General features: G+C 57.1%; 15 protein-coding genes. 6 read left to right on the forward strand and 9 right to left on the reverse strand.

From position 1 onward, the window contains the following. Positions 1 to 57: 57 nt before the first annotated feature. The 4 genes from VFA09_17910 to VFA09_17925 all read right to left on the reverse strand — a co-directional run bounded on the left by VFA09_17910 (position 58) and on the right by VFA09_17925 (position 4,907). Positions 58 to 669 carry a hypothetical protein gene (locus tag VFA09_17910; protein HZU69157.1) on the reverse strand — a complete coding sequence of 204 codons (612 nt, stop codon included), beginning with the start codon at positions 667 to 669 and terminating at the stop codon, positions 58 to 60. Positions 670 to 794: 125 nt separating this feature from the next. Then, positions 795 to 1,022: a hypothetical protein gene (locus VFA09_17915; protein HZU69158.1), complete on the reverse strand. Its 228-nt coding sequence runs from the start codon at positions 1,020 to 1,022 to the stop codon at positions 795 to 797. A gap of 202 nt (positions 1,023 to 1,224) precedes the next feature. Further along, entirely contained in the window at positions 1,225 to 1,656 is a 432-nt protein-coding gene (locus tag VFA09_17920) for an ester cyclase (GenBank protein HZU69159.1), read from the reverse strand. A 158-nt stretch (positions 1,657 to 1,814) separates the two neighbouring features. Then, on the reverse strand, positions 1,815 to 4,907 hold the full coding sequence (locus VFA09_17925; protein ID HZU69160.1) for a LuxR C-terminal-related transcriptional regulator: 3,093 nt from the start codon (positions 4,905 to 4,907) through the stop codon (positions 1,815 to 1,817). A gap of 278 nt (positions 4,908 to 5,185) precedes the next feature. Here VFA09_17925 and VFA09_17930 point away from each other — a divergent pair, with 278 nt between their 5' ends. The 4 genes from VFA09_17930 to VFA09_17945 all read left to right on the forward strand — a co-directional run bounded on the left by VFA09_17930 (position 5,186) and on the right by VFA09_17945 (position 9,764). Continuing rightward, a complete protein-coding gene (locus VFA09_17930; GenBank protein ID HZU69161.1) occupies positions 5,186 to 5,983 on the forward strand; it encodes a tyrosine-type recombinase/integrase in 798 nt (265 codons plus the stop codon). Beyond that, on the forward strand, positions 5,943 to 6,188 hold the full coding sequence (locus tag VFA09_17935) for a tyrosine-type recombinase/integrase (GenBank protein HZU69162.1): 246 nt from the start codon (positions 5,943 to 5,945) through the stop codon (positions 6,186 to 6,188). Before VFA09_17930 ends, VFA09_17935 begins: the two co-directional genes overlap by 41 nt. A 599-nt stretch (positions 6,189 to 6,787) precedes the next feature. After that, positions 6,788 to 8,101, forward strand: a complete 1,314-nt coding sequence (locus VFA09_17940) for a glycosyltransferase (protein HZU69163.1) — start codon at positions 6,788 to 6,790, stop codon at positions 8,099 to 8,101. A gap of 208 nt (positions 8,102 to 8,309) precedes the next feature. Beyond that, entirely contained in the window at positions 8,310 to 9,764 is a 1,455-nt protein-coding gene (locus tag VFA09_17945) for a glycoside hydrolase family 57 protein (protein ID HZU69164.1), read from the forward strand. Here VFA09_17945 and cax read toward each other — a convergent pair whose 3' ends face one another. From cax to VFA09_17960, 3 genes are all read right to left on the reverse strand, one after another. Continuing rightward, positions 9,765 to 10,859, reverse strand: a complete 1,095-nt coding sequence (gene cax, locus VFA09_17950; protein HZU69165.1) for a calcium/proton exchanger — start codon at positions 10,857 to 10,859, stop codon at positions 9,765 to 9,767. It abuts the gene before it with no gap. A 273-nt stretch (positions 10,860 to 11,132) separates the two neighbouring features. Continuing rightward, complete coding sequence (locus tag VFA09_17955; GenBank protein HZU69166.1) at positions 11,133 to 12,500, reverse strand: glycoside hydrolase family 3 protein; 1,368 nt, start codon at positions 12,498 to 12,500, stop codon at positions 11,133 to 11,135. 97 nt (positions 12,501 to 12,597) lie between these two features. Next, a complete protein-coding gene (locus VFA09_17960; protein ID HZU69167.1) occupies positions 12,598 to 14,343 on the reverse strand; it encodes an AMP-binding protein in 1,746 nt (581 codons plus the stop codon). Between the two features lie 193 nt (positions 14,344 to 14,536). Between VFA09_17960 and VFA09_17965 the strand changes: the two genes are divergently transcribed. After that, entirely contained in the window at positions 14,537 to 15,664 is a 1,128-nt protein-coding gene (locus VFA09_17965) for a CoA transferase (GenBank protein HZU69168.1), read from the forward strand. 14 nt (positions 15,665 to 15,678) lie between these two features. After that, positions 15,679 to 16,176 (forward strand): DinB family protein, encoded by a 498-nt coding sequence (locus VFA09_17970; GenBank protein HZU69169.1) that lies wholly within the window; start codon positions 15,679 to 15,681, stop codon positions 16,174 to 16,176. Here VFA09_17970 and VFA09_17975 read toward each other — a convergent pair. After that, positions 16,151 to 16,849 carry an alpha/beta hydrolase gene (locus tag VFA09_17975; GenBank protein HZU69170.1) on the reverse strand — a complete coding sequence of 233 codons (699 nt, stop codon included), beginning with the start codon at positions 16,847 to 16,849 and terminating at the stop codon, positions 16,151 to 16,153. The genes VFA09_17970 and VFA09_17975 overlap by 26 nt on opposite strands. Positions 16,850 to 16,914: 65 nt before the next feature. Next, entirely contained in the window at positions 16,915 to 17,832 is a 918-nt protein-coding gene (locus tag VFA09_17980; GenBank protein ID HZU69171.1) for an EamA family transporter, read from the reverse strand. Between the last annotated feature and the right edge of the window lie 117 nt (positions 17,833 to 17,949).

Genomic DNA, 17,949 nt, shown 5'->3' on the forward strand with positions numbered 1-17,949 from the left:
TGGCGAGGCCGCGGCCTGAGCGAGGCTTAGGCCGCCAACACAAGGAACGATTGCTGGCTACGTCCTGGTAGACAGGCCAGGCGCCTGCTCTTCTGTGTACCCTGCCTCCTGGGAGGAGACGCGCGCCTGGCCTGAACGCACCAGCATCTGCGCCAGGATCACACCTACCAGCAGTGCCATGACCAGGGTGATGATGGACCAGAGCCAATCCGGCTTCTCCACCATCAGAAAGACGATACCCAGCCCCAGCGTCGTCATGCTGATCACGGATGTCCAGTGCAGCGGATGGTTCAGCTCGCGTCTGAAATCGGGGGGAATCGGTCCTTGTCCCAGCGCCGTCGCCCGCTGGGCGATGCGCCGGGCATGTGTCCCATTGAAGGCCGCACCTATAATACTCAAGAGAACCAGCAAGCCCAGTGACAGATCGATCCAGGCGTGACTCCATCCCCAGAAGCCAATCGTCATCGCCAGCCCTGCACCGAGGATGAGCAAGGACGTGATGGGCAACACCACATCCAGCAGCTTGCTGGCGCTGCTCCACGCGCGCACCGTCTCGACAGTATGTGCGTTGCGGACCCCCACCATAATCGCCACCTCAACGGCGAACGCCATAAAGAGGCCCAGGACGCCGAGAATGTGGACAAAGAGGACGAGATGATACCAATCCATAGTGTTCAGCTCCTTTCGTCAATAACCAGTTGCTCATGATTCACATTCGCGCGGTGAAAATCATTCCACGGATAAACGATCCTGGCTTCCTTTTTTTGGCAGAGCGAGTATCGATTGCTCTGAACTCATTGATGCTCCTGCTCCTCCGTGGAACCGGAGATGCGATTCACGGACAACAGCGGGATGGACAGGTCGCGCACCTTCATCAGCACGCCATGCAACGCCGCCTCATCGACCAGTTTCCCGCGCAGCAGGGTCGTGCCGCCTTCCTCATGGGTGATCGCCAACCCCTCGAACCAGGTCGACCAATGGTGATCGAGATGTGCTTGCACACGAATTTCGTACATACTCATAGCGCTGACTTTCTCCTGCTGAGCAAGATCTATTTACCATCGTTTGGAGAGACACGGATCGATGAGCAACCGGTTCACGGAGCAACCATGTGCCGTCCCATCGATCTTGCGTTGTGTCTGCCTGAAGTGTAACCGCAGCAGTGGGTGAGATGCATCCCTCCAAAGTGCTATTGAGGGGTTGATTGTCGTATATGAAGAGATGCTAGCTGGACTGCCCGGGTAATGGAACCACACCCAACTGTTGCATGAGGCTCATGACATTCATCAACAGCCGACTTTCTTTGAGTTTCCCATCAACCCAGATATCAAACACCATCGCAGGGACCGTCACCCCCTTTCCCGTGGGAGGAATACCCAGAAACACCCCCTGGTGGGTACCGCGCCAGGTATTGTAGCTTGCCACCTTCTCCCCTTCAGCCACCAGTTCTTCAATGGTCCATTCAAAGTCGGGAAACGCTGTATGCACCATGGTGAGCGTATCTATCAGCCCCTGGCGCCCCTGCTGTTGCCCGGGAAGTGGATCATGCTCGATATAGTCGAGTGCCACCAGTTCATGAGCAACCGCTATATTTCCTTTGTTCATGACCTCGTCAACAAAGCGCCGCATAAGCGCTTTGTTCTCTTCTGCTGACATTGGTTGTTCTCCTTCTCGAAATAATGATGCATGTCGTGAGGTATTTCATCATTGCCTCTGACCACAGTGTATGTGAGTAGAGGGTTGGAAGACAATGAACCAAGGTGGATACTGGAGGTTTATTTTTTGCGCGACTTTTGGGTAGAAGAAAAAAAACATTAGAGGAGGTGCAGGGATCGCGCACGAGCGAGGGCCTGTGTGCGGCTCTGTACCCCTAGCTTGCCGCAGATGTTATACACGTACTTCTTGACGGTACCCGTACTCACGATCAGGCGTTGGGCAATTTCGCGATTGGAAGCCCCTTCGGCCAGTAACTGCAACACCTCCTGTTCGCGCTTCGTGAGGGGTTCGATGAGTCCATCGGGGTGAGAGAGGAAACGAGCCGTGTCTTCGCCTGCCGGCTCCCCAAAAGCTGCGAGCAGTGTAGCGGCAGAGTGCGGGCTGACCCCGCGTGCGAGCAAGTGGCGCAACAGGTCCCGCACCGGTGTCCCCTCATCGACAAAGAGGCGGACGTACCCCTGCGGTTCGGCGAGGGACAGGGCACGGGAGAGCGCAGAGCAGGCCGCGTTCCGCTCACGTTGTGCAGCCCACGCCAGCGCCTCCAGGAGCAGGAGTTCCAGCACACTCCTTCTGCGCGCTTTCGCCTCAGCGTCCCGCAGCCGTCGCTCCAACCTGTGAGAGATCTCCTGCCAGCGGGAAGCAGATGGGTTCTCACGCCCCTCTACAATGCCTATGCGCAGCAAGGTCAGATAGGCTCGTTCGTTCTGGTACCTGAGATCGTCATCTGTGACCGTGAGGCCGCAGTGTTCCGCCCAGCCCTTCGCTGCCAGAAGGTTGCCCTGCATCAGTTCCATGTGGGCACGCCAGGCGCTCGCGCTCGCCATCAGGGAGGGAGCGAGGTGACGGGCGCCAGCCAGGTGCGTGAACGTGTCCAATGCTGCGAGCGCCTGCGGATACTGGCCGCGTGCCAGATACAGGCGCGCGAGCGTGGTGTAACCGAGCATGAGGACGTGGCCTTCCGCCGTCAGACCGCCCTCGACCAGTTCCATACCCTGTTCCAGGAGATGGGCAGCCTGGTCCAACTCGTTCCACTCCCGCAGAATATCAGCCAGCCCGAAGAAGTAGACCAGGCTTCCGGTGATAGCCTGCAAGTCCTCGGGCCGCGGTGCAACCTGCGCCGCTTGCTCGAACGTCGCTGCTGCCTGGCGCAGCCTCCCCTGCATAGCCTGAAGCTGGGCCAGATTGGTAAGGCTTCGCATGGTCATGGACTGATTCTCGGAGGTCTTGAGCACTGTCACCATCTCCAGGGCCAGCCGCTCCTGCGGCGCGGTCACGTCCCCATCTGCAAGGAATGCCTGGGCAACGTTCAAGCGGGAAATCGGCCCCGGTGTCCTCTCTGGATGCGGCAGCAAGACGAGCGCTTGCTGGGCCTGCGCCACCGAGCGAGCAAGATCGCCCGAGAAGCGAGCCATCACCCCGCGCGTCGCAGCGATATGGCCCCGAAGAAAAGCCGTCTGTTCGGAAGGTGGCTGCCCGTCGAGGCAGCGCTCCGCCATCTGCAGGCGTGCCTCGGCCTCCTCTAACCGATTGGTAAACATCAGGGCGATGGCGTGAATGATGCAGAGCAAGGGGCGCGTGCAGACGAACGATTCAGGCAGGCGAGCAAGCCAACCAAGCACGCGCTGCACCTCCATGCCAAGTCCTGCCCAACTGTTCACATCGATGCGCTCGATCAGATCGGCGGCGCGCTCGATATCTGCAGCAGCGAAGGCGTGCTGGACCGCTTCGGCGAACAATCTCTGCTGCTCATACCAGCGGCTGGCGCGTACGTGCAGGTGAGGGACCAATGACGGATCGTTCTGCTGCAAGCGTGTGCGCAGCACTTCGGCAAACAGGTGGTGATAGCGATACCAGCGCTGCTCATCATCCAGCGCCACCACAAAGAGGTTGGCCTGCTCGAGTGCAGCCAGCCGTGACTGGCTCTCTGGTTGTCCGGTCACGGCATCGCAGAGAGGGCCACTGAGCCGCTCGAGGATGGAGGTGGCGAGCAGAAACGACTGCACCTCGCGTGGTTGGCGCGAGAAGACCTCTGCAGTGAGATAATCAAGGATGAAGCGATGACTGCCGGTGAAGGCGCGGAGAAAGGCGGCAACATCACTCCTGCCGGACAAGGAAAGGGCTGCGAGCTGCAGTCCGGCAATCCATCCTTCTGTCCGCTGGTCGAGCGCAGCCAGGGCTTCAGCCGGCAGGTCAAGCCGCATCACGGTATGTAAAAACTCACGCGCCTCATCGAGATCAAACCGCAGATCGGCGGCCCGGACCTCGGTCAGCTGTCCACGCGCCCGCAGTCGCATCAATGGCAGTGGCGGGTCGGCGCGAGTAGCCATGACCAGGTGCATCTGCGGTGGCAGATGCTCCAACAAGAAAGCTACTCCACCGTGAATGGTCTCGGTCTCAATCACATGATAGTCGTCCAAAACGAGCGCAAACGGATCGGTCACCGACTCAAGCACGTCGTTGATAAGCAAGGCGAGGACGCGCTCCAGGGCAATACCTGGTGACGTTTCGAGCAGTGCTCGTGCCGTCGTCCCCAGTTGCGGATGCAGGGTTTGCAAGGAGGCAAGGAAGTAGGAGAAGAAACGGATTGGCTCGTTCTCCCCGGGTTCAAGCGAGAGCCAGGCGACCGGCGTCCCACTTTCGGCCAGCCATTGAGCTAACAATGTGGTTTTGCCGAAGCCGGCTGGGGCTGAGATAAGGGTCAGGGCAGACTCCATGCCCTGCTGCAGGCGCTCGACGAGGTGGGCACGGGAGACCAGGCGGCTACGCGGGCGAGGTGGGTGGAGTTTGGTCGCAAGCAGTGGATCATGCGGCAGGCGCTGCTCATCCATGGGTATGGCGTGAGAGGGTTCAGCAGGTTCAGCGGTAGAGCCTGCCGCTGAAGGGAAGGCAGCGGCAACCTCCTCTAAGCGAGCGAGGGTGAGATCGGCGCTGCGCCCCAGGTACTTCTTCGCCATCTTCGGGCCAATGCGCCGGTAGGCATACCAATACTGAGCTCCCCTGGGCCTGGCCTCTTTGCGCACCGTCAACTGCCCCTGTTGCCCTTGAAATGAGAAGGAGGAAACGCCTTCTAGCCAGGCGAACCATCCGTTATCATCGAATGGGAAAGGAGGGGAGACGCTACGACCCTCTTCCTCCAGTTCATAGGCTTGGCGATCAGTGTGCCAACGCAGGCGGGGATGGGACGCCGCCATCGCATGGTTCCCCTTTCTTGTACTGCTGCTACCCAACAGGGTTCTCTGTCATAGTATACCTGTTGGGTAGCAGCAGTACAAGAAGGGGGAACTTGCGCGAAGGTTGAGCACTTCGTATAGAACATTTCCCACATCTGCTGATAGCCACATGCGAGAACAGAGTTTCCCGCTGTAGTGTGATATACTCGGGGCAGGCTTCACGCTCAGCAGCGATTCCCGAAAGCCTTGCTAAGCGGGAAAAATTACAGCGAGAAATATTTTTGCGGAGTTTGGAGAACATGATGCAACACGTGACCTCCTTGAAAACGGATCGTTCTGATCAGTCGCCTCATGAGTTCCTGGAGAACTGGCGGCGATTTTTACAGGAGCATGATCATGCAGCAGGGACGGTCAAAAAGTATACCCAGGCCGTTGCGCATTTCCTGGCCTGGTATGAGCAGGAAGAACGCATTCCCCTGCAACTGACAACCCTTACGCCGATCGCACTGATTGGCTACCGCAACGAACTCCAACACGAGCAGCACAAATCTGTCAGCACCATCAACCTGCGCGTGAGCGCCTTGTGCGCCTGGTGCGCCTGGCTCGTCGACCAGGGCTATCTGCCGCTTGATCCAGCAGCACGTGTCAAGCTGGTCAGTGGAGCAGTCGGCTCCAAGCGCGAAGGACTTTCCTCGTCTCAGGTCAATGCGCTGCTTCGCCAGGCGCAGGCCTCCCGCGACCCGGCACGCAATTACGCCATTGTGCAGGTCTTGTTGCAAACGGGCATCCGCTTGAGCGAGTGCAGCGGTCTCACCCTGGGTGATATCACCTTCGGAGAACGCAGTGGTCTGCTGCTGATCCGCGCCGGCAAAGGCAATAAGGTCCGTTCGGTGCCGCTCAATGCCTCGGCGCGCGAGGCCCTGGCCGCCTATGTGGCGCCACGCCTGGAGGTGGAAAGGGTGTCACTCAAGACGGTGGCGGCGAAGTGGCCCAAACCACTATCGCCACGCTCCTTTGAGTCAGTGTGGCTCAGTCAGAAAGGTGGAGCCCTCACCGATGGGACAGATGATTGCCGAGCTGGTGGAGGCTGCAGGTGAACTGGTCCCCGAGGAGACCAGCGCTCACCACCTGCGCCACACCTTTGCCCGCAGTTACCTGGCGCAATATCCAGGAGACCTGGTCGGGCTGGCAGCGCTGTTGGGGCATCGCTCGCTCGATACCACCCGACTCTATAGTGAGCCGTCGGTCTCGACCCTTTCGACTCGCGTTGAACGACTCTCACTGAATGCCTATTCGGGATGAGAGGCAAGGGAAGACACTCGTTTGCCAGTGCAGACGAAAACCACAATCCAGTGCAGACGAAAGTTACAAGTGACATGATCAAAGCTTTCCACCAGAGCCAGTCAATAGTTGCTAATCCTGCTAAACAGCATTATTTATCATAAAATCACATCCTTCCGGACCGCCTCAAGGTTCGACTGCGTTAATACCTTGACGGTAAAATCTAGCCCATTATCCATGAGTTGGTTCACCCTGTTTATGATCTCGACGGCCTGATCAACTGCTTGCGGCTCTATTTGACCCGTTGCTGCACTACTAAAGCTGACCTCAGGCATAACTTTCCGGCCAGTGACCGGGTGGCAATAGATAGCATGTAGACGATGACAAGCATTGTCCTGATTGCTCCTCTGGAAGGTCTGGTGCCTGGAAATCATAGCATTGCCATCCAACGTGCTATACTATAGGCAGGAAGACTTCCTATACGTCCGGCGGGATAGGTTCTAGAGGACAGGCACCAGGTGCTGTCCCTACAGGTTGTCCAGCGGGATGTGTTCTAGAGGGCAGGCACCAGGCGCTGTCCTATAACCAGTATGTTATTTTCGTACAAGGATGATCACAGTATGATTGATTCAGAGGGGGCTATTTCGCCTGCTAATACGCTTTTTGTGATGCTCTGTTTCGAGGGGCCGGATGTCTATTCGACGGCCGGGGGGCTTGGTACGCGGGTGACGGAGTTGAGCGAGGCTCTGGCAATACAGGGCTATACGACCTATCTCTTTTTCATCGGCGATCCAACCAAGCCGGCGACGGAAGCGCGCGTCGATGGACGGCTGATCCTCAAACGCTGGTCGCAGTGGGTGAGCAAGTATTATCTGAATGGGGTCTATGACGGCGAAGAGGCCAAGCTCTATGATTTCAATGAGAGCATTCCGTATTATGTCTATAGCGAGATTGTGCGCCAGGCGGTGGCCGAGGGCAAGACGGTCGTCATTATGGGCGAAGACTGGCATACCGCCGAGGTGATGTGCCGCACTTCCGACCTGTTGCACTGGTTTGGCGTGCGGCAGAGGGTTTTGATGCTGTGGAATCTCAATAGCCTGATGTCGCTGCATCGCATCAATTGGGGCCGCCTCAATTTTGTTACGACGATCTGCACGGTCAGTAAATATATGAAGCACCGGATGTGGAGCTATGGGGTGAACCCGCTGGTGATTCCGAACGGTATTCCGACGCGCCATTTGAACCCGGTGAACGAGGATGATGTGACGCGGTTGCGTGAAATCGCGCGCGGGGGCGATCCACGTCGCCTTTTCCTGTTCAAGATCGGGCGCTTCGATCCTGATAAGCGCTGGATCATGGCAGTCGAGGCCGTGGCGCGTCTGAAATATAGCGGTTACCCGGTGACGTTTTATGTACGCGGGGGCATTGAGCCGCATGGAGCCGATGTGCTGCGCTATGCCTACAACCTGGGGCTGACGATTACCGATGTGGTAGCACAGCGCCCGACGTTGGAGCAATGCCTGGATGCAATGGCGAACGCGGCGCCCGCCGATATTTATAACCTGCGCTTCTTCCTGCCGGAAGAGTTTGTGCGCACGATCTACCGCGCAGCCGATTCGACGCTCGCTAATAGCGGGCACGAGCCGTTTGGCCTGGTGGCGCTCGAAGTGATGGCGGCCCAGGGCATCGCCGTTACAGGCAGCACGGGCGAGGATTACGCCATCTCTTTCGAAAATGCCATCGTTACCGAGACCGATGACCCCGAAGAAATCGTCGGTTACCTGATCTATTTGCGCCGGCATCCAGAGGAGCAGGAGCGCATTCGCTGCGCCGGGCGCAACACCGCCGAGCAGTTCTTATGGGATAAGGTCATCGAGAACCTTGTCAGTAAATTGGAATTTCTCGCGCGTAAACAGGATATACGATTCGTATAAAGCTTTCTCCATTCTTATGGGGTTTGGGAAATGGCCCACCCCGGAAGCGATGATGCACCTTAACGAAATACTTTAGTAATGGGCGTAGGGGCCGATTTATCGGCCTCCGCGTCAATACCTGATTATTTTGTTAAACAACATTATCTGGCCCCTGTACCTCCCCAGGGGATGGAGAGTCGATAGAGCCGATGAAAATGGAGACGCTTGTATGGTTGCGGAACTGGCAATCTATACCGTGGTACACCAGCCGCGCCGCTTGAAACTGCCGGCGCAGCCTATTCCACGGGGAGCTTCGATTGAAGATATTGCGCGTTGCCTTTTCGATGAACGCCTGAACGAACGCTACTTTCACCAGGTGGCGAAAAATAGTTACTACCCTGCCGGGCGCATGTTCCTGGACCTGGTGCGCAAGGGCATGAAGCTGGCGATAGGGTTTTCGCTCTCTTTTTTGCGCCAGGCGATGCTGTGGGATGAGGGCCTGCTGGAGTTGTTCCGCGAACTGGTGACAGAGGAAGATGTGGAGATCATCGGCGTTGAGCCATATCATAGTTTCCAGTTCCTGCTCGATTGCCCTGCTTTTGTGACGCGTATGCGCTGGATGGCTGACGAGCTGGAGCGTATTTTTGGCAAACGACCGGTGGTTACCGATACGACCGAAATGAGCATGTCGGCGTCCATCTATGATGCGCTTGATAGCGCGGGTTTTCGTGGCGCGCTGATGGATGGCCGTCCGTGGGTGCTGCAATGGCGGGAGAGTACGCATCTCTATCGTTACGGCGACGAAAAACCCTATCCACGCCCTATCGAGACGAAACGCCGCAATGGGGACGCACAGAAACAACTATTTGCCCCTCAACCTGCTACACCGCGCAGGCGAGGCAAAACGTCTCCCAACAATAACAGCGAAGTGGAGAGCGATCCTTACCTGCTCGCTCGTCACGTGGAGTTGAGCGACGATGTGGGTTTCCGCTTCTCAGATCGCGGCTGGGCAGGCTACCCGCTCTACGCCGACACATACGCGCAGTGGATTGCCAGCACGCCGGGCGACTTCGTCTTGCTGGGCTGGGATTTTGAAACCTTTGGCGAGCATCATCACGCGGAAAGCGGCATCTTTGATTTCATGCGCGCGCTCCCGCGTGAGCTGCTGAAGCGGGGAGTGAGCTTTGCGACGCCCTGCGCATTGATTGACCGCTACGGCAATGCCGGGAAGATCTATCACCTGCCGCTGCCAGTGTATCCGAGTACGTGGGCCGGCAGCGGTGGCCTCGACTTTTTTCTGGGCAACAGCGCCCAGCGCACGCTGTTCGATCTCATGCGCTACGTCTATGAAGTAGCACAACTGACTGAAAATCCCGATCTGCTTGACCTTGCCGGTTGGTTAACACAGTCCGACAACCTGCACATGATCCAGTGGTTTGGACGTAGCGGTTCGGAGAGCGAGGTTTCGGCCCATTTCACGCCGCAGGAATGGTGGTCTCTGGGCAACGACGGCATCATTTCCGAGCAGCAGCGGGTCTACCTGAACGCGCTGTACGCGATGGAACCATATCTTCCGCCGCGCCTGATACGCCGGGCCAGGCAAAAGAACGGCAACAAGATACCACGCAGGAAAAGCATACCGTCGACGGCGGACGTAACCAGGTTAGCGCGCAATGTGAGCTGACTACCCCCACCAGAACGAGACGGCAATAATGCCATACAATCCGATCAATGTCAGGCCCTCGAGCCAGGTTGACTCACCATCGTAGGTGATGATCGTGCTTAATATGGCTGTCAGCGCCAGCGAGACGACCAGCAAGGGGGCCAGCACCAGCGTCAGGTGCGCGCCGCCTATCACAAAGCTTAACAGTACAAGCACCGGAATCAGGCCCAATGCCACCTGCAACGAGCTATTGAGGATCACGCTGATGGCGTAGTCCGCCTTATTGCGTAGCGCGAACTGGATGCCGACCACATTTTCTACGGCGTTGCCTGCCAGCGCGACGATGACCAGGCCGGTAAAGGCCGGCGAGATGTGCAGGATGGTGATCGCCGGTGTCAACGCGCCCACGAACCAGTCCGAGACGAAGGCCGCGCCGACGCCCGCGCCTACTAACATGGCGACGGTAAACCAGAGCGGCCATAGATGGAGCGAGGCCGTGTTTCTCTTCTGCGCGTCTTCAGGCAGACTGGTTGGGCCACCTTGCAAAGAGACGGGGATGCTGGCGATGAATACTACCAGCAGGATAATTGCGCAAGCGATGCTCAGTCCTTCCTTATGTCCTGCCGCCGGAGTATGCAGCCCATTGACGAGCGTTGGCACGGCCAGCGCAGCAACGGCCAGCATAGTGAGAACGGCGATAGTACGTGGGGCCTGCGATGCAAATCGCTGTGTGCCATTGCGCAGCCCACCCACGAAGAAGGCCAGGCCCAGCACGAACAGGCTGTTCCCCAGGATCGAGCCGACCAGCGCCGCCTGCACTACATCGACCAGCCCGGCGCGCAGGGCAAAGATGCCTACAAAGAGTTCGGGCAGGTTGCCAAGCGCGGATTGCAAGACGCCGGTTGCCCCCGGACCGAGTCGCGAACCGAGTTGATCGGTAGCCTGCCCGACGAGATCGGCCAGCAGGGCAAGCGCTATCCCTGCGACAATAAAAATAAGTACGGCATTCACTGAAAATGCCGTCAGAACACCGGATAAGATGCTGAGGATAAGCGCGCCGCCGATTGTCAGCTGCTCTCTCCGGCTCACAAAACCGCCCCTATTTTTAGATAGCATTTGGATTTGAACTCCTCACCAGGATATTTTTCTAACAGGTCATTCTGAGCAGCCTCGACCATGTCATGCTAAGTGGCCTCGACCGGGTCATTCTGAGCAGCCTCGACCATGTCATTCTGAGCGCAGCGAAGAATCCGCACCCTATCCCACCCGGATTCTTCGCTGCGCTCAGAATGACACGGCCAGAGAGGACTCCGCCGGGGCCGATCAATCGGCGGTGGGCGCGATCAATCGGCCCCTACGGGCCGTAGAGGTCGATTGATCGCGCCCCGGCTAAGCGGCTGGTCTCTTCACATCTCCAACCCTTGTGCCATTTACCGCGATACGCTCCCAGGTACCGGTAGTGTTGGGATACGAAGTAAATGCGCCCGCGTTCTCGAGCAATTGCGAGGCCCTATCGCGCGAGAGTATGTTATATTTCAGCTTCAATTCTAGAATGCGCTGCACCGAGGCGTTGACCTGGTTCATGGATATCTGCCCGCTCTCCACCGCCTGTTTCAGACCGGTCAGCATCGATTGTGTGTCCGATAGACCGCGCGGCCCCAGAATGAGATCTTCACCGGCCTTCACCGCCAGCACTGCTGCCTGGGCCAGGCTGTAGGTGTTGCTGATGCCGCCCATCCATAATGTGTCGCTAATGATGACGCCGTTGAAGTGCAGTTGGTCACGTAGCAGGCCGGTGACAACTTTGGGCGAAAGCGAGGTGGGCAGCTTCGGATCAAGTTGTGGATTGAGGATGTGCGTGACCATCACCATCGGCACAATGCCCTCGTTGATCATTGTGCGGTAGGGTACGAAATCGACGGCGTTCATGGTTGCCAGGCTGCGGTTCATATAGGGCAAGGAATAATGGGGATCGACCGTAGCGCTGCCCAGGCCGGGGAAGTGTTTGAGGCAGCCTATTACGCCGCCCTGTGTCAACCCTTGCAGGTAGGCACGGCCCATATTTGTGACCAGCGTCGGGTTGGAGCCGAAGGTACGCATCGGCAGGCCGGGATTATTGGGATTGGTCAGCACATCGACGATGGGCATGAAGTTGACATTCAACCCCAGAGCCTTCAGGTCTTGCGCGGCGCCGAGGCCCGCATTAAAAGCAACCTGTGGATTGCCGGTCGCGCCAATTTGCTGTTCGGACGGGCGCTCGCCGGTGATCTGGCGCAGTTCATTGACGATGCCACCCTCGAAATCGGTGCTGATGAATAGTGGAATCTGGGCCTGGCCCTGCAATGCCTGGTTAAGCTCGAACAACTGGTTGCTCGTCTGAGCATTGCCGTTCTTATTCTCAATTAAAACGCCGCTAACGTGATCGGCATGCACCATCTGAATATCATCGGCGGTGAGCGTGGAGCCATAAAACTCGACAATGGTCATCTGGCCCAGCTTCTCATCCAGGCTCATGTTTTGTACGAGTTCTTGTGCCACGCCACTATCAGATAGCAGCGTGGGCGACGTTGTGGAAACGGTCGTAGGCGTCGGGGATGGCTGCAAAATTACAACCGTTGGCTTTGCCCCGTTGGAACCGCTCACACCCGAAAACAGGGGAGAACACCCGCTCAGCGTAATCAACAGGCAAATAAGAGCAAGGACGAAAGAACCCGTGCGGCCTCCCTGGAAAAACCTATCAGCGTGGAATCGATGCATTGTCGCGTCCTACCTTTTCCTGCCCGTTGCTCCTGTAGGGGCAGCGCCTTGTACCTGTCCCTACAAGAGCAACAATACATCATCTTTTCCATGCACGTCAAGCGGTTTGAATGTTTGCCAGTTCCTCCAGGCCCAGGTCTTTGATGGCCTTCTCGCGCAGGATAAACTTCTGCACCTTGCCACTGGCGGTGAGAGGATATGTATCGACGAACAGGAAATAGCGGGGCGTTTTCTGGTGGCTGATGCGTCCCTTGCAGAAGTCCCGCAATTCCTGCTCGGTCAATTCCTCGCCGTCGCGCGGGCGCACCGCGGCTACCAATTCCTCGCCAAAAAATTTATCGGGGACGCCGAATACCTGCACATCGGCAACTTTGGGATGCCGGATGAGAAACTCTTCGATCTCGGCGGGGAAGATGTTTTCGCCGCCGCGAATGACCATATCTTTCAGGCGCCCAACAATGTTGACATAGCCCTGGGCATTCATGGTGGCGAGATCGCCGGTATGCAGCCAGCCCTCGCTATCGATCGCTTCGGCAGTCTTTTCGGGCATCTTGTAGTAGCCCTGCATCGCCAGGAAACCACGGCAGCAGAGCTCGCCGCGCTCGCCACAGGAAACAACCTGCTTCGTAACCGGGTCGATAATCTTGACCTCGACATGCGGCAGAGGTGTGCCAACCGTTGCCGATTTTAATTCGAAGCTGTCGTCTGAGCGCGTCAGCGTAATGGCGGCGCTCGCCTCGGTCTGGCCGAAGACGATGGCTACGTCCGCTCCCATGAGTTCCTTGACCTGCTCCATCAAATAGACCGGCACCGGCGAACCGCCGCTGATGACCGTTCGCAGCGAGGAAAGATCATACTCTTTGAACCGCGGATGCTGCATGATTGCCAGCAGCATGGTAGGCACGCCGCCAAGCATAGTGCAGCGTTCGCTGCTGATGACCTGTAGAGCCTTTAAGGGATCGAAAGCCATGAGTGGATGCAGTGTCGCGCCCATGGTGAGAGAGGCGAGGATGGCCAGCACGCAGCCGCCGGCGTGAAAGAATGGCATGCAAGTACAGGTATGATCGTCCTGGCGAATACCCCAACGGTGTGCGAATACCAGCGCATCGTCCACAATGGCATGATGCGGCTGCAATGCGCCCTTGGGAAAGCCGGTGGTGCCGGAGGTATAGAGCATCTGCGCCGGGTCCGAGGGCAGCACTGTAGCCTGTCGCTCGCGCAACGCCTGCTGGCTGATCTCCGAGCCACCCGCGACCATTTCGCGAAACAGTGTTGGCCGCCAGTTCGCCTGCTCTAACAATCCGGCAGGAGGAGCGCCCAGCAGCGAGACGTAGCGCAGCATGGGGAAACGCTCGCTGCTCACTTCGCCGTTCTTTACTCCGGGAGTGACGAATGAGGAGACGGTGGCGATGCAATCATGGTCGCGTATCTTTGCCATGAAGAAGAGGGCTACGACATCGCCCTGCTTCAGGATGTATTCGACTTCGGAAGCACGCAGGGCGGGATTGACCGTGACCAGCACCAGGCCCGCCCTGGCAGCGCCCATTTCCAGCAATATCCAGTCGGGCAGATTGATAGCCCAGGCCGCGACGTGATCTCCCTTTTGCAATCCCAGGGCCATCAGGCCGCGCGCTACTTTGTCGGCCTGCTCGCGATACTCCTGGTAGGTCCAGCGAATGTCGAGCGCGCCACCAAACTCAGGATAACAGGAATAGACCACGGCTTCTTGCTGCGGAATCTCATCCGCGCGACGATCTAAAAGATCACCAACAGTCGTGTTGAGAAGAGAAACGCCCTCGCTTTCGGCCTGCCAATATGACAGCCCATCATTGGTCATGCCCATGATTGCTCTCCCGTTGAAAGTTGAAGATAGAACAAAGGTCTCCAGGCAAATATGGTGAGATTGTACCAGGGATCACGCTATGAGGAAGCATACTATTTGCCGCGATTATTTGCAAGCCTTTCGGAAGGGAATATGATATAGTTTTGTAGGGAAAATCTCCTTGATTCTTCAGACAGCCACAACAGGAGGTAACATGGAAGCTGCACTCTCGGATGTTGTTGTGATCGATCTTTCGCGCGTACTGGCCGGGCCGTATTGTACGATGATGCTGGGCGATCTGGGCGCGACGGTGATAAAGGTTGAGCAGCCGGGCAAGGGAGATGATACACGTTATTTCGGTCCGCCTTATATAGCCGGGGAGAGCGCCTATTACCTGGGCCTCAACCGCAACAAGCGCAGCATTACGCTGGATTTCAGCACGCCGGAGGGCAGGGAAAGGCTATTAGAGCTTGTGCGCACGGCGACGGTGCTGGTGGAAAACTTCCGCCCTGGGACGCTGGAGAAGCAGGGGCTTGGCTATGAGGCGCTGAAAGCAATGAATCCGGGATTGATTTACTGCTCTATTAGCGGGTATGGGCAGACGGGTCCGTATGCATCACGCCCGGGCTATGATTTTGTGGCGCAGGCAGAGTCGGGGATCATGTCGGTGACGGGCGAGATCGATGGAGAGCCGATGCGCGTGGGCGTGCCGGTGGGTGACCTTTCGGCGGGTATGTTCGCCTGCATGGGCATCCTGGCGGCGCTGCGCGTGCGCGACCGCACGGGGAAAGGCCAGTTTATCGATATCTCGCTGCTGGAGACGACCGTCTCGCTGCTCAGCAACGTGTCATCGAATTATTTGATATCGGGCGAAGAGGCGAAACGCTATGGCAACGGGCACCCGAATATTGTGCCATACCAGGCGTTTCGCACGCGCGATGGCTATATCGTAGTGGCCTGCGGCAATGACCGGCTCTACCAGGGACTCTGCCGGTTGCTGGAACGCGCTGACCTGGCGGCGGACCCGCGTTTTGCGACCAATCCGCAGCGCGTGCGCAACCGCGAAGAGCTGGTGCCGGCCTTGCAGGAAGAATTTTTGCGGCGCGATACCGCCGATTGGCTGCCGGAACTGCGGGCCGCGGGCATACCATGCGGCGCTATCAATACGGTGAGCCAGGTATTCAATGACCCACAAATCCAGGCCCGCGGACTGGTCTGGGAATGCGAGCATCCGACTGCCGGCACAATACGGCTCTCTGGCTCGCCCATTCGCCTCTCTGAGACGCCCCCACGGCTCTATAAAGCGCCGCCACTATTGGGGGAGGACGATGAGGCGCTGTAAAAGGATAACATTCCATGCCGGATAAACCGCTCACGACTGAGCAAGTTCTGACCTTGCTGCAAGCCACGCCAATGCGCCTCGCTGCGCTTACCACCGATCTCTCACCAGAAGTGTTGCAGGCAAGGCCCACTTCCGATGAGTGGTCCGCCAACGAGGTGCTGGCCCACCTGCGAGCGTGCGCTGATGTCTGGGGCAACTGCATTGTGACGATACTCGCAGAGGATAAGCCGGTGCTGCAAGCGATTAATCCTCGCGCCTGGATCAAGCGGACGAACTACCTCGAACTGGATTTCCACCTCTCGTTGCGCGCCTTTGCTACGCAGCGTGCCGAACTCCTGGCAGTTCTCGAACCCTTACCGGTTGATGCCTGGAAACGTTCGGCAACAGTGACAGGAGCGGGAAAGGTTCTTGAACGAACCGTACTATTCTATGCGCAGTGGCTGGCTACTCATGAGCGACCACACGTCAAGCAGATCGAGCGCGTTGTCAAAACAATGCATCCAAAAAGCTAAATATCGCATCCACAAATTGCTGGGGCCTCAAAATGAAAAATAAATGACCGCCATTAAAGGCAATCATTTTTGAGCCGTTGATACCTTTATGCATCTCTTCAGCTAACCAGTAAGGAGCGCTTTTGTCTTGCTTCCCATGCAGGATAAGCGTTGGCACCTGTATCTCGCGAAGCCTGTCCGTATAGTCAAAGTTTCTCGATGCCTGAAGCTGATGAGCGAATGCATAATACGGATGCGGGCCTCTGATGGCCGGTATTCTAAGCATAAGTGGAAGCATGCGACGCCGCCAGGTCATGGGAATCCCTTTCATCTTCATGGCTGTCGAAACCAGGATCAGGCTTTTGACCAGTTCAGGATGCTTGAGCGTTAAGGTTACTGCGATGCGCCCGCCCATAGATGTGCCGAGAATATGCGCATGTGTAATACCCAGCGCATACAGCAAGCCGACAGTATCCTCGGCCATCATTTCGATGGAGTAGGGAATATCCGGTTTATCGGTTTGCCCTACTCCACGATTGTCGAACAATATGACCCGGTATTTTGTAGCGAGCTGAGGGAAAATTCCTCTATACATCTTATGGTCGCTGTTCAGCCCGGCAATCAGCACCAGCGGTTCGCCTGCGCCGTGAATTTCATAATACATAGTGATATCGTTCAGTTTTACAGTTGGCATACTTTATTCCTCCTTAGTTATGAAAAGACGTGTGTCCCTTGCTGTATTTTTATCCAACCCCATTGTTACATTTCCACAAGAATCACTCCCAGGATTACAAGCGCCAGGCCAATGATTTTCGCCGGCGTCAGGCTTTCGCCCAACAGAAAATATGATAGAACCAGTGTGACGCCTGGAATGATGAAATCACCATATGCTGTGCGAATGGCTCCGATATGACGAATAAGCCAGAAGGTGAGAAAGAAGCTGATGCAGCTACAAAAGATGGCAAGATAGAGCAGGGCGCCAAGGGTCGCCAGGGTGGGATCGAGCGGATAACCACGTTCGAATAGCAGGCTCATGATAAGCAGGAACGCGCCACTATAAAAGACCTGCCACGTGGTGAGCACCAGCACGGGAATATCCGGGCTGCTATGCTTGGCGGCGCGAATACCCAGGCCATAAATGACGGCCGAACCAAGAACGGCTAATTCGCCGGCCAGGGCAGGCCCACTGCTGGCAAATAGTTGCGCGCTGCCGCTAGGAGCGGGAAGGAATGGCAGCCTCCCCAGCAAGACGATCAATACACCCAGCAAGCCTATCGCCAGGCTGGAAACCAGTTTCCAACCGTGTACCTCGCCCGCATCGCGCAAGGTGAAGAGCGAAGTAAAAATAGGCGTGGTGGACCACATGACGGTCAGCACTCCGACGGGCGCATATGGGGCGGCGGCAAAAAATATACTGCCCGGAATACCAACCATCAACAACGAGATGATACAGACCTGTAGATGCTGCCGCCAGGTTATCGCTAGCTTTTTGCGCTGGATAAGCACGATGGATGCCATGATGCAGAAAGCCAGCGAGAAACGCACGCCCGACAGCAACAGGGGCGGGGCATGCTCGACACCTATTTTAGCGGCAACCGGAAACGATCCCCAGACCAGCACCATAGCGATAAAATTGAGCAGGATGATAAGGCGCGGTGTAGACGAAGTTGTTTGCATGCAGCGAAAGCCTTTGAGATATTTGTGTTTGCCATTCCGTAAGTTAGTATACGATATCGTAGTTACTTCTCCTGGTATTCCCTGGCGGTCCCCAGGACGAGAGAAACCAATCTGGTC

This window comes from Ktedonobacteraceae bacterium (assembly GCA_035653615.1).
Taxonomy (GTDB): Bacteria; Chloroflexota; Ktedonobacteria; order Ktedonobacterales; family Ktedonobacteraceae; genus DASRBN01.

Excerpts from the sequence above, each read along its gene's own strand:
- VFA09_17910 (HZU69157.1), bottom strand. The coding sequence starts at position 669 with ATGGATTGGTATCATCTCGTCCTCTTTGTCCACATTCTCGGCGTCCTG.
- VFA09_17915 (HZU69158.1), bottom strand. The coding sequence starts at position 1,022 with ATGAGTATGTACGAAATTCGTGTGCAAGCACATCTCGATCACCATTGG.
- VFA09_17920 (HZU69159.1), bottom strand. The coding sequence starts at position 1,656 with ATGTCAGCAGAAGAGAACAAAGCGCTTATGCGGCGCTTTGTTGACGAG.
- VFA09_17925 (HZU69160.1), bottom strand. The coding sequence starts at position 4,907 with ATGGCGGCGTCCCATCCCCGCCTGCGTTGGCACACTGATCGCCAAGCC.
- VFA09_17930 (HZU69161.1), top strand. The coding sequence starts at position 5,186 with ATGATGCAACACGTGACCTCCTTGAAAACGGATCGTTCTGATCAGTCG.
- VFA09_17935 (HZU69162.1), top strand. The coding sequence starts at position 5,943 with ATGGGACAGATGATTGCCGAGCTGGTGGAGGCTGCAGGTGAACTGGTC.
- VFA09_17940 (HZU69163.1), top strand. The coding sequence starts at position 6,788 with ATGATTGATTCAGAGGGGGCTATTTCGCCTGCTAATACGCTTTTTGTG.
- VFA09_17945 (HZU69164.1), top strand. The coding sequence starts at position 8,310 with ATGGTTGCGGAACTGGCAATCTATACCGTGGTACACCAGCCGCGCCGC.
- cax (HZU69165.1), bottom strand. The coding sequence starts at position 10,859 with ATGCTATCTAAAAATAGGGGCGGTTTTGTGAGCCGGAGAGAGCAGCTG.
- VFA09_17955 (HZU69166.1), bottom strand. The coding sequence starts at position 12,500 with ATGCATCGATTCCACGCTGATAGGTTTTTCCAGGGAGGCCGCACGGGT.
- VFA09_17960 (HZU69167.1), bottom strand. The coding sequence starts at position 14,343 with ATGGGCATGACCAATGATGGGCTGTCATATTGGCAGGCCGAAAGCGAG.
- VFA09_17965 (HZU69168.1), top strand. The coding sequence starts at position 14,537 with ATGGAAGCTGCACTCTCGGATGTTGTTGTGATCGATCTTTCGCGCGTA.
- VFA09_17970 (HZU69169.1), top strand. The coding sequence starts at position 15,679 with ATGCCGGATAAACCGCTCACGACTGAGCAAGTTCTGACCTTGCTGCAA.
- VFA09_17975 (HZU69170.1), bottom strand. The coding sequence starts at position 16,849 with ATGCCAACTGTAAAACTGAACGATATCACTATGTATTATGAAATTCAC.
- VFA09_17980 (HZU69171.1), bottom strand. The coding sequence starts at position 17,832 with ATGCAAACAACTTCGTCTACACCGCGCCTTATCATCCTGCTCAATTTT.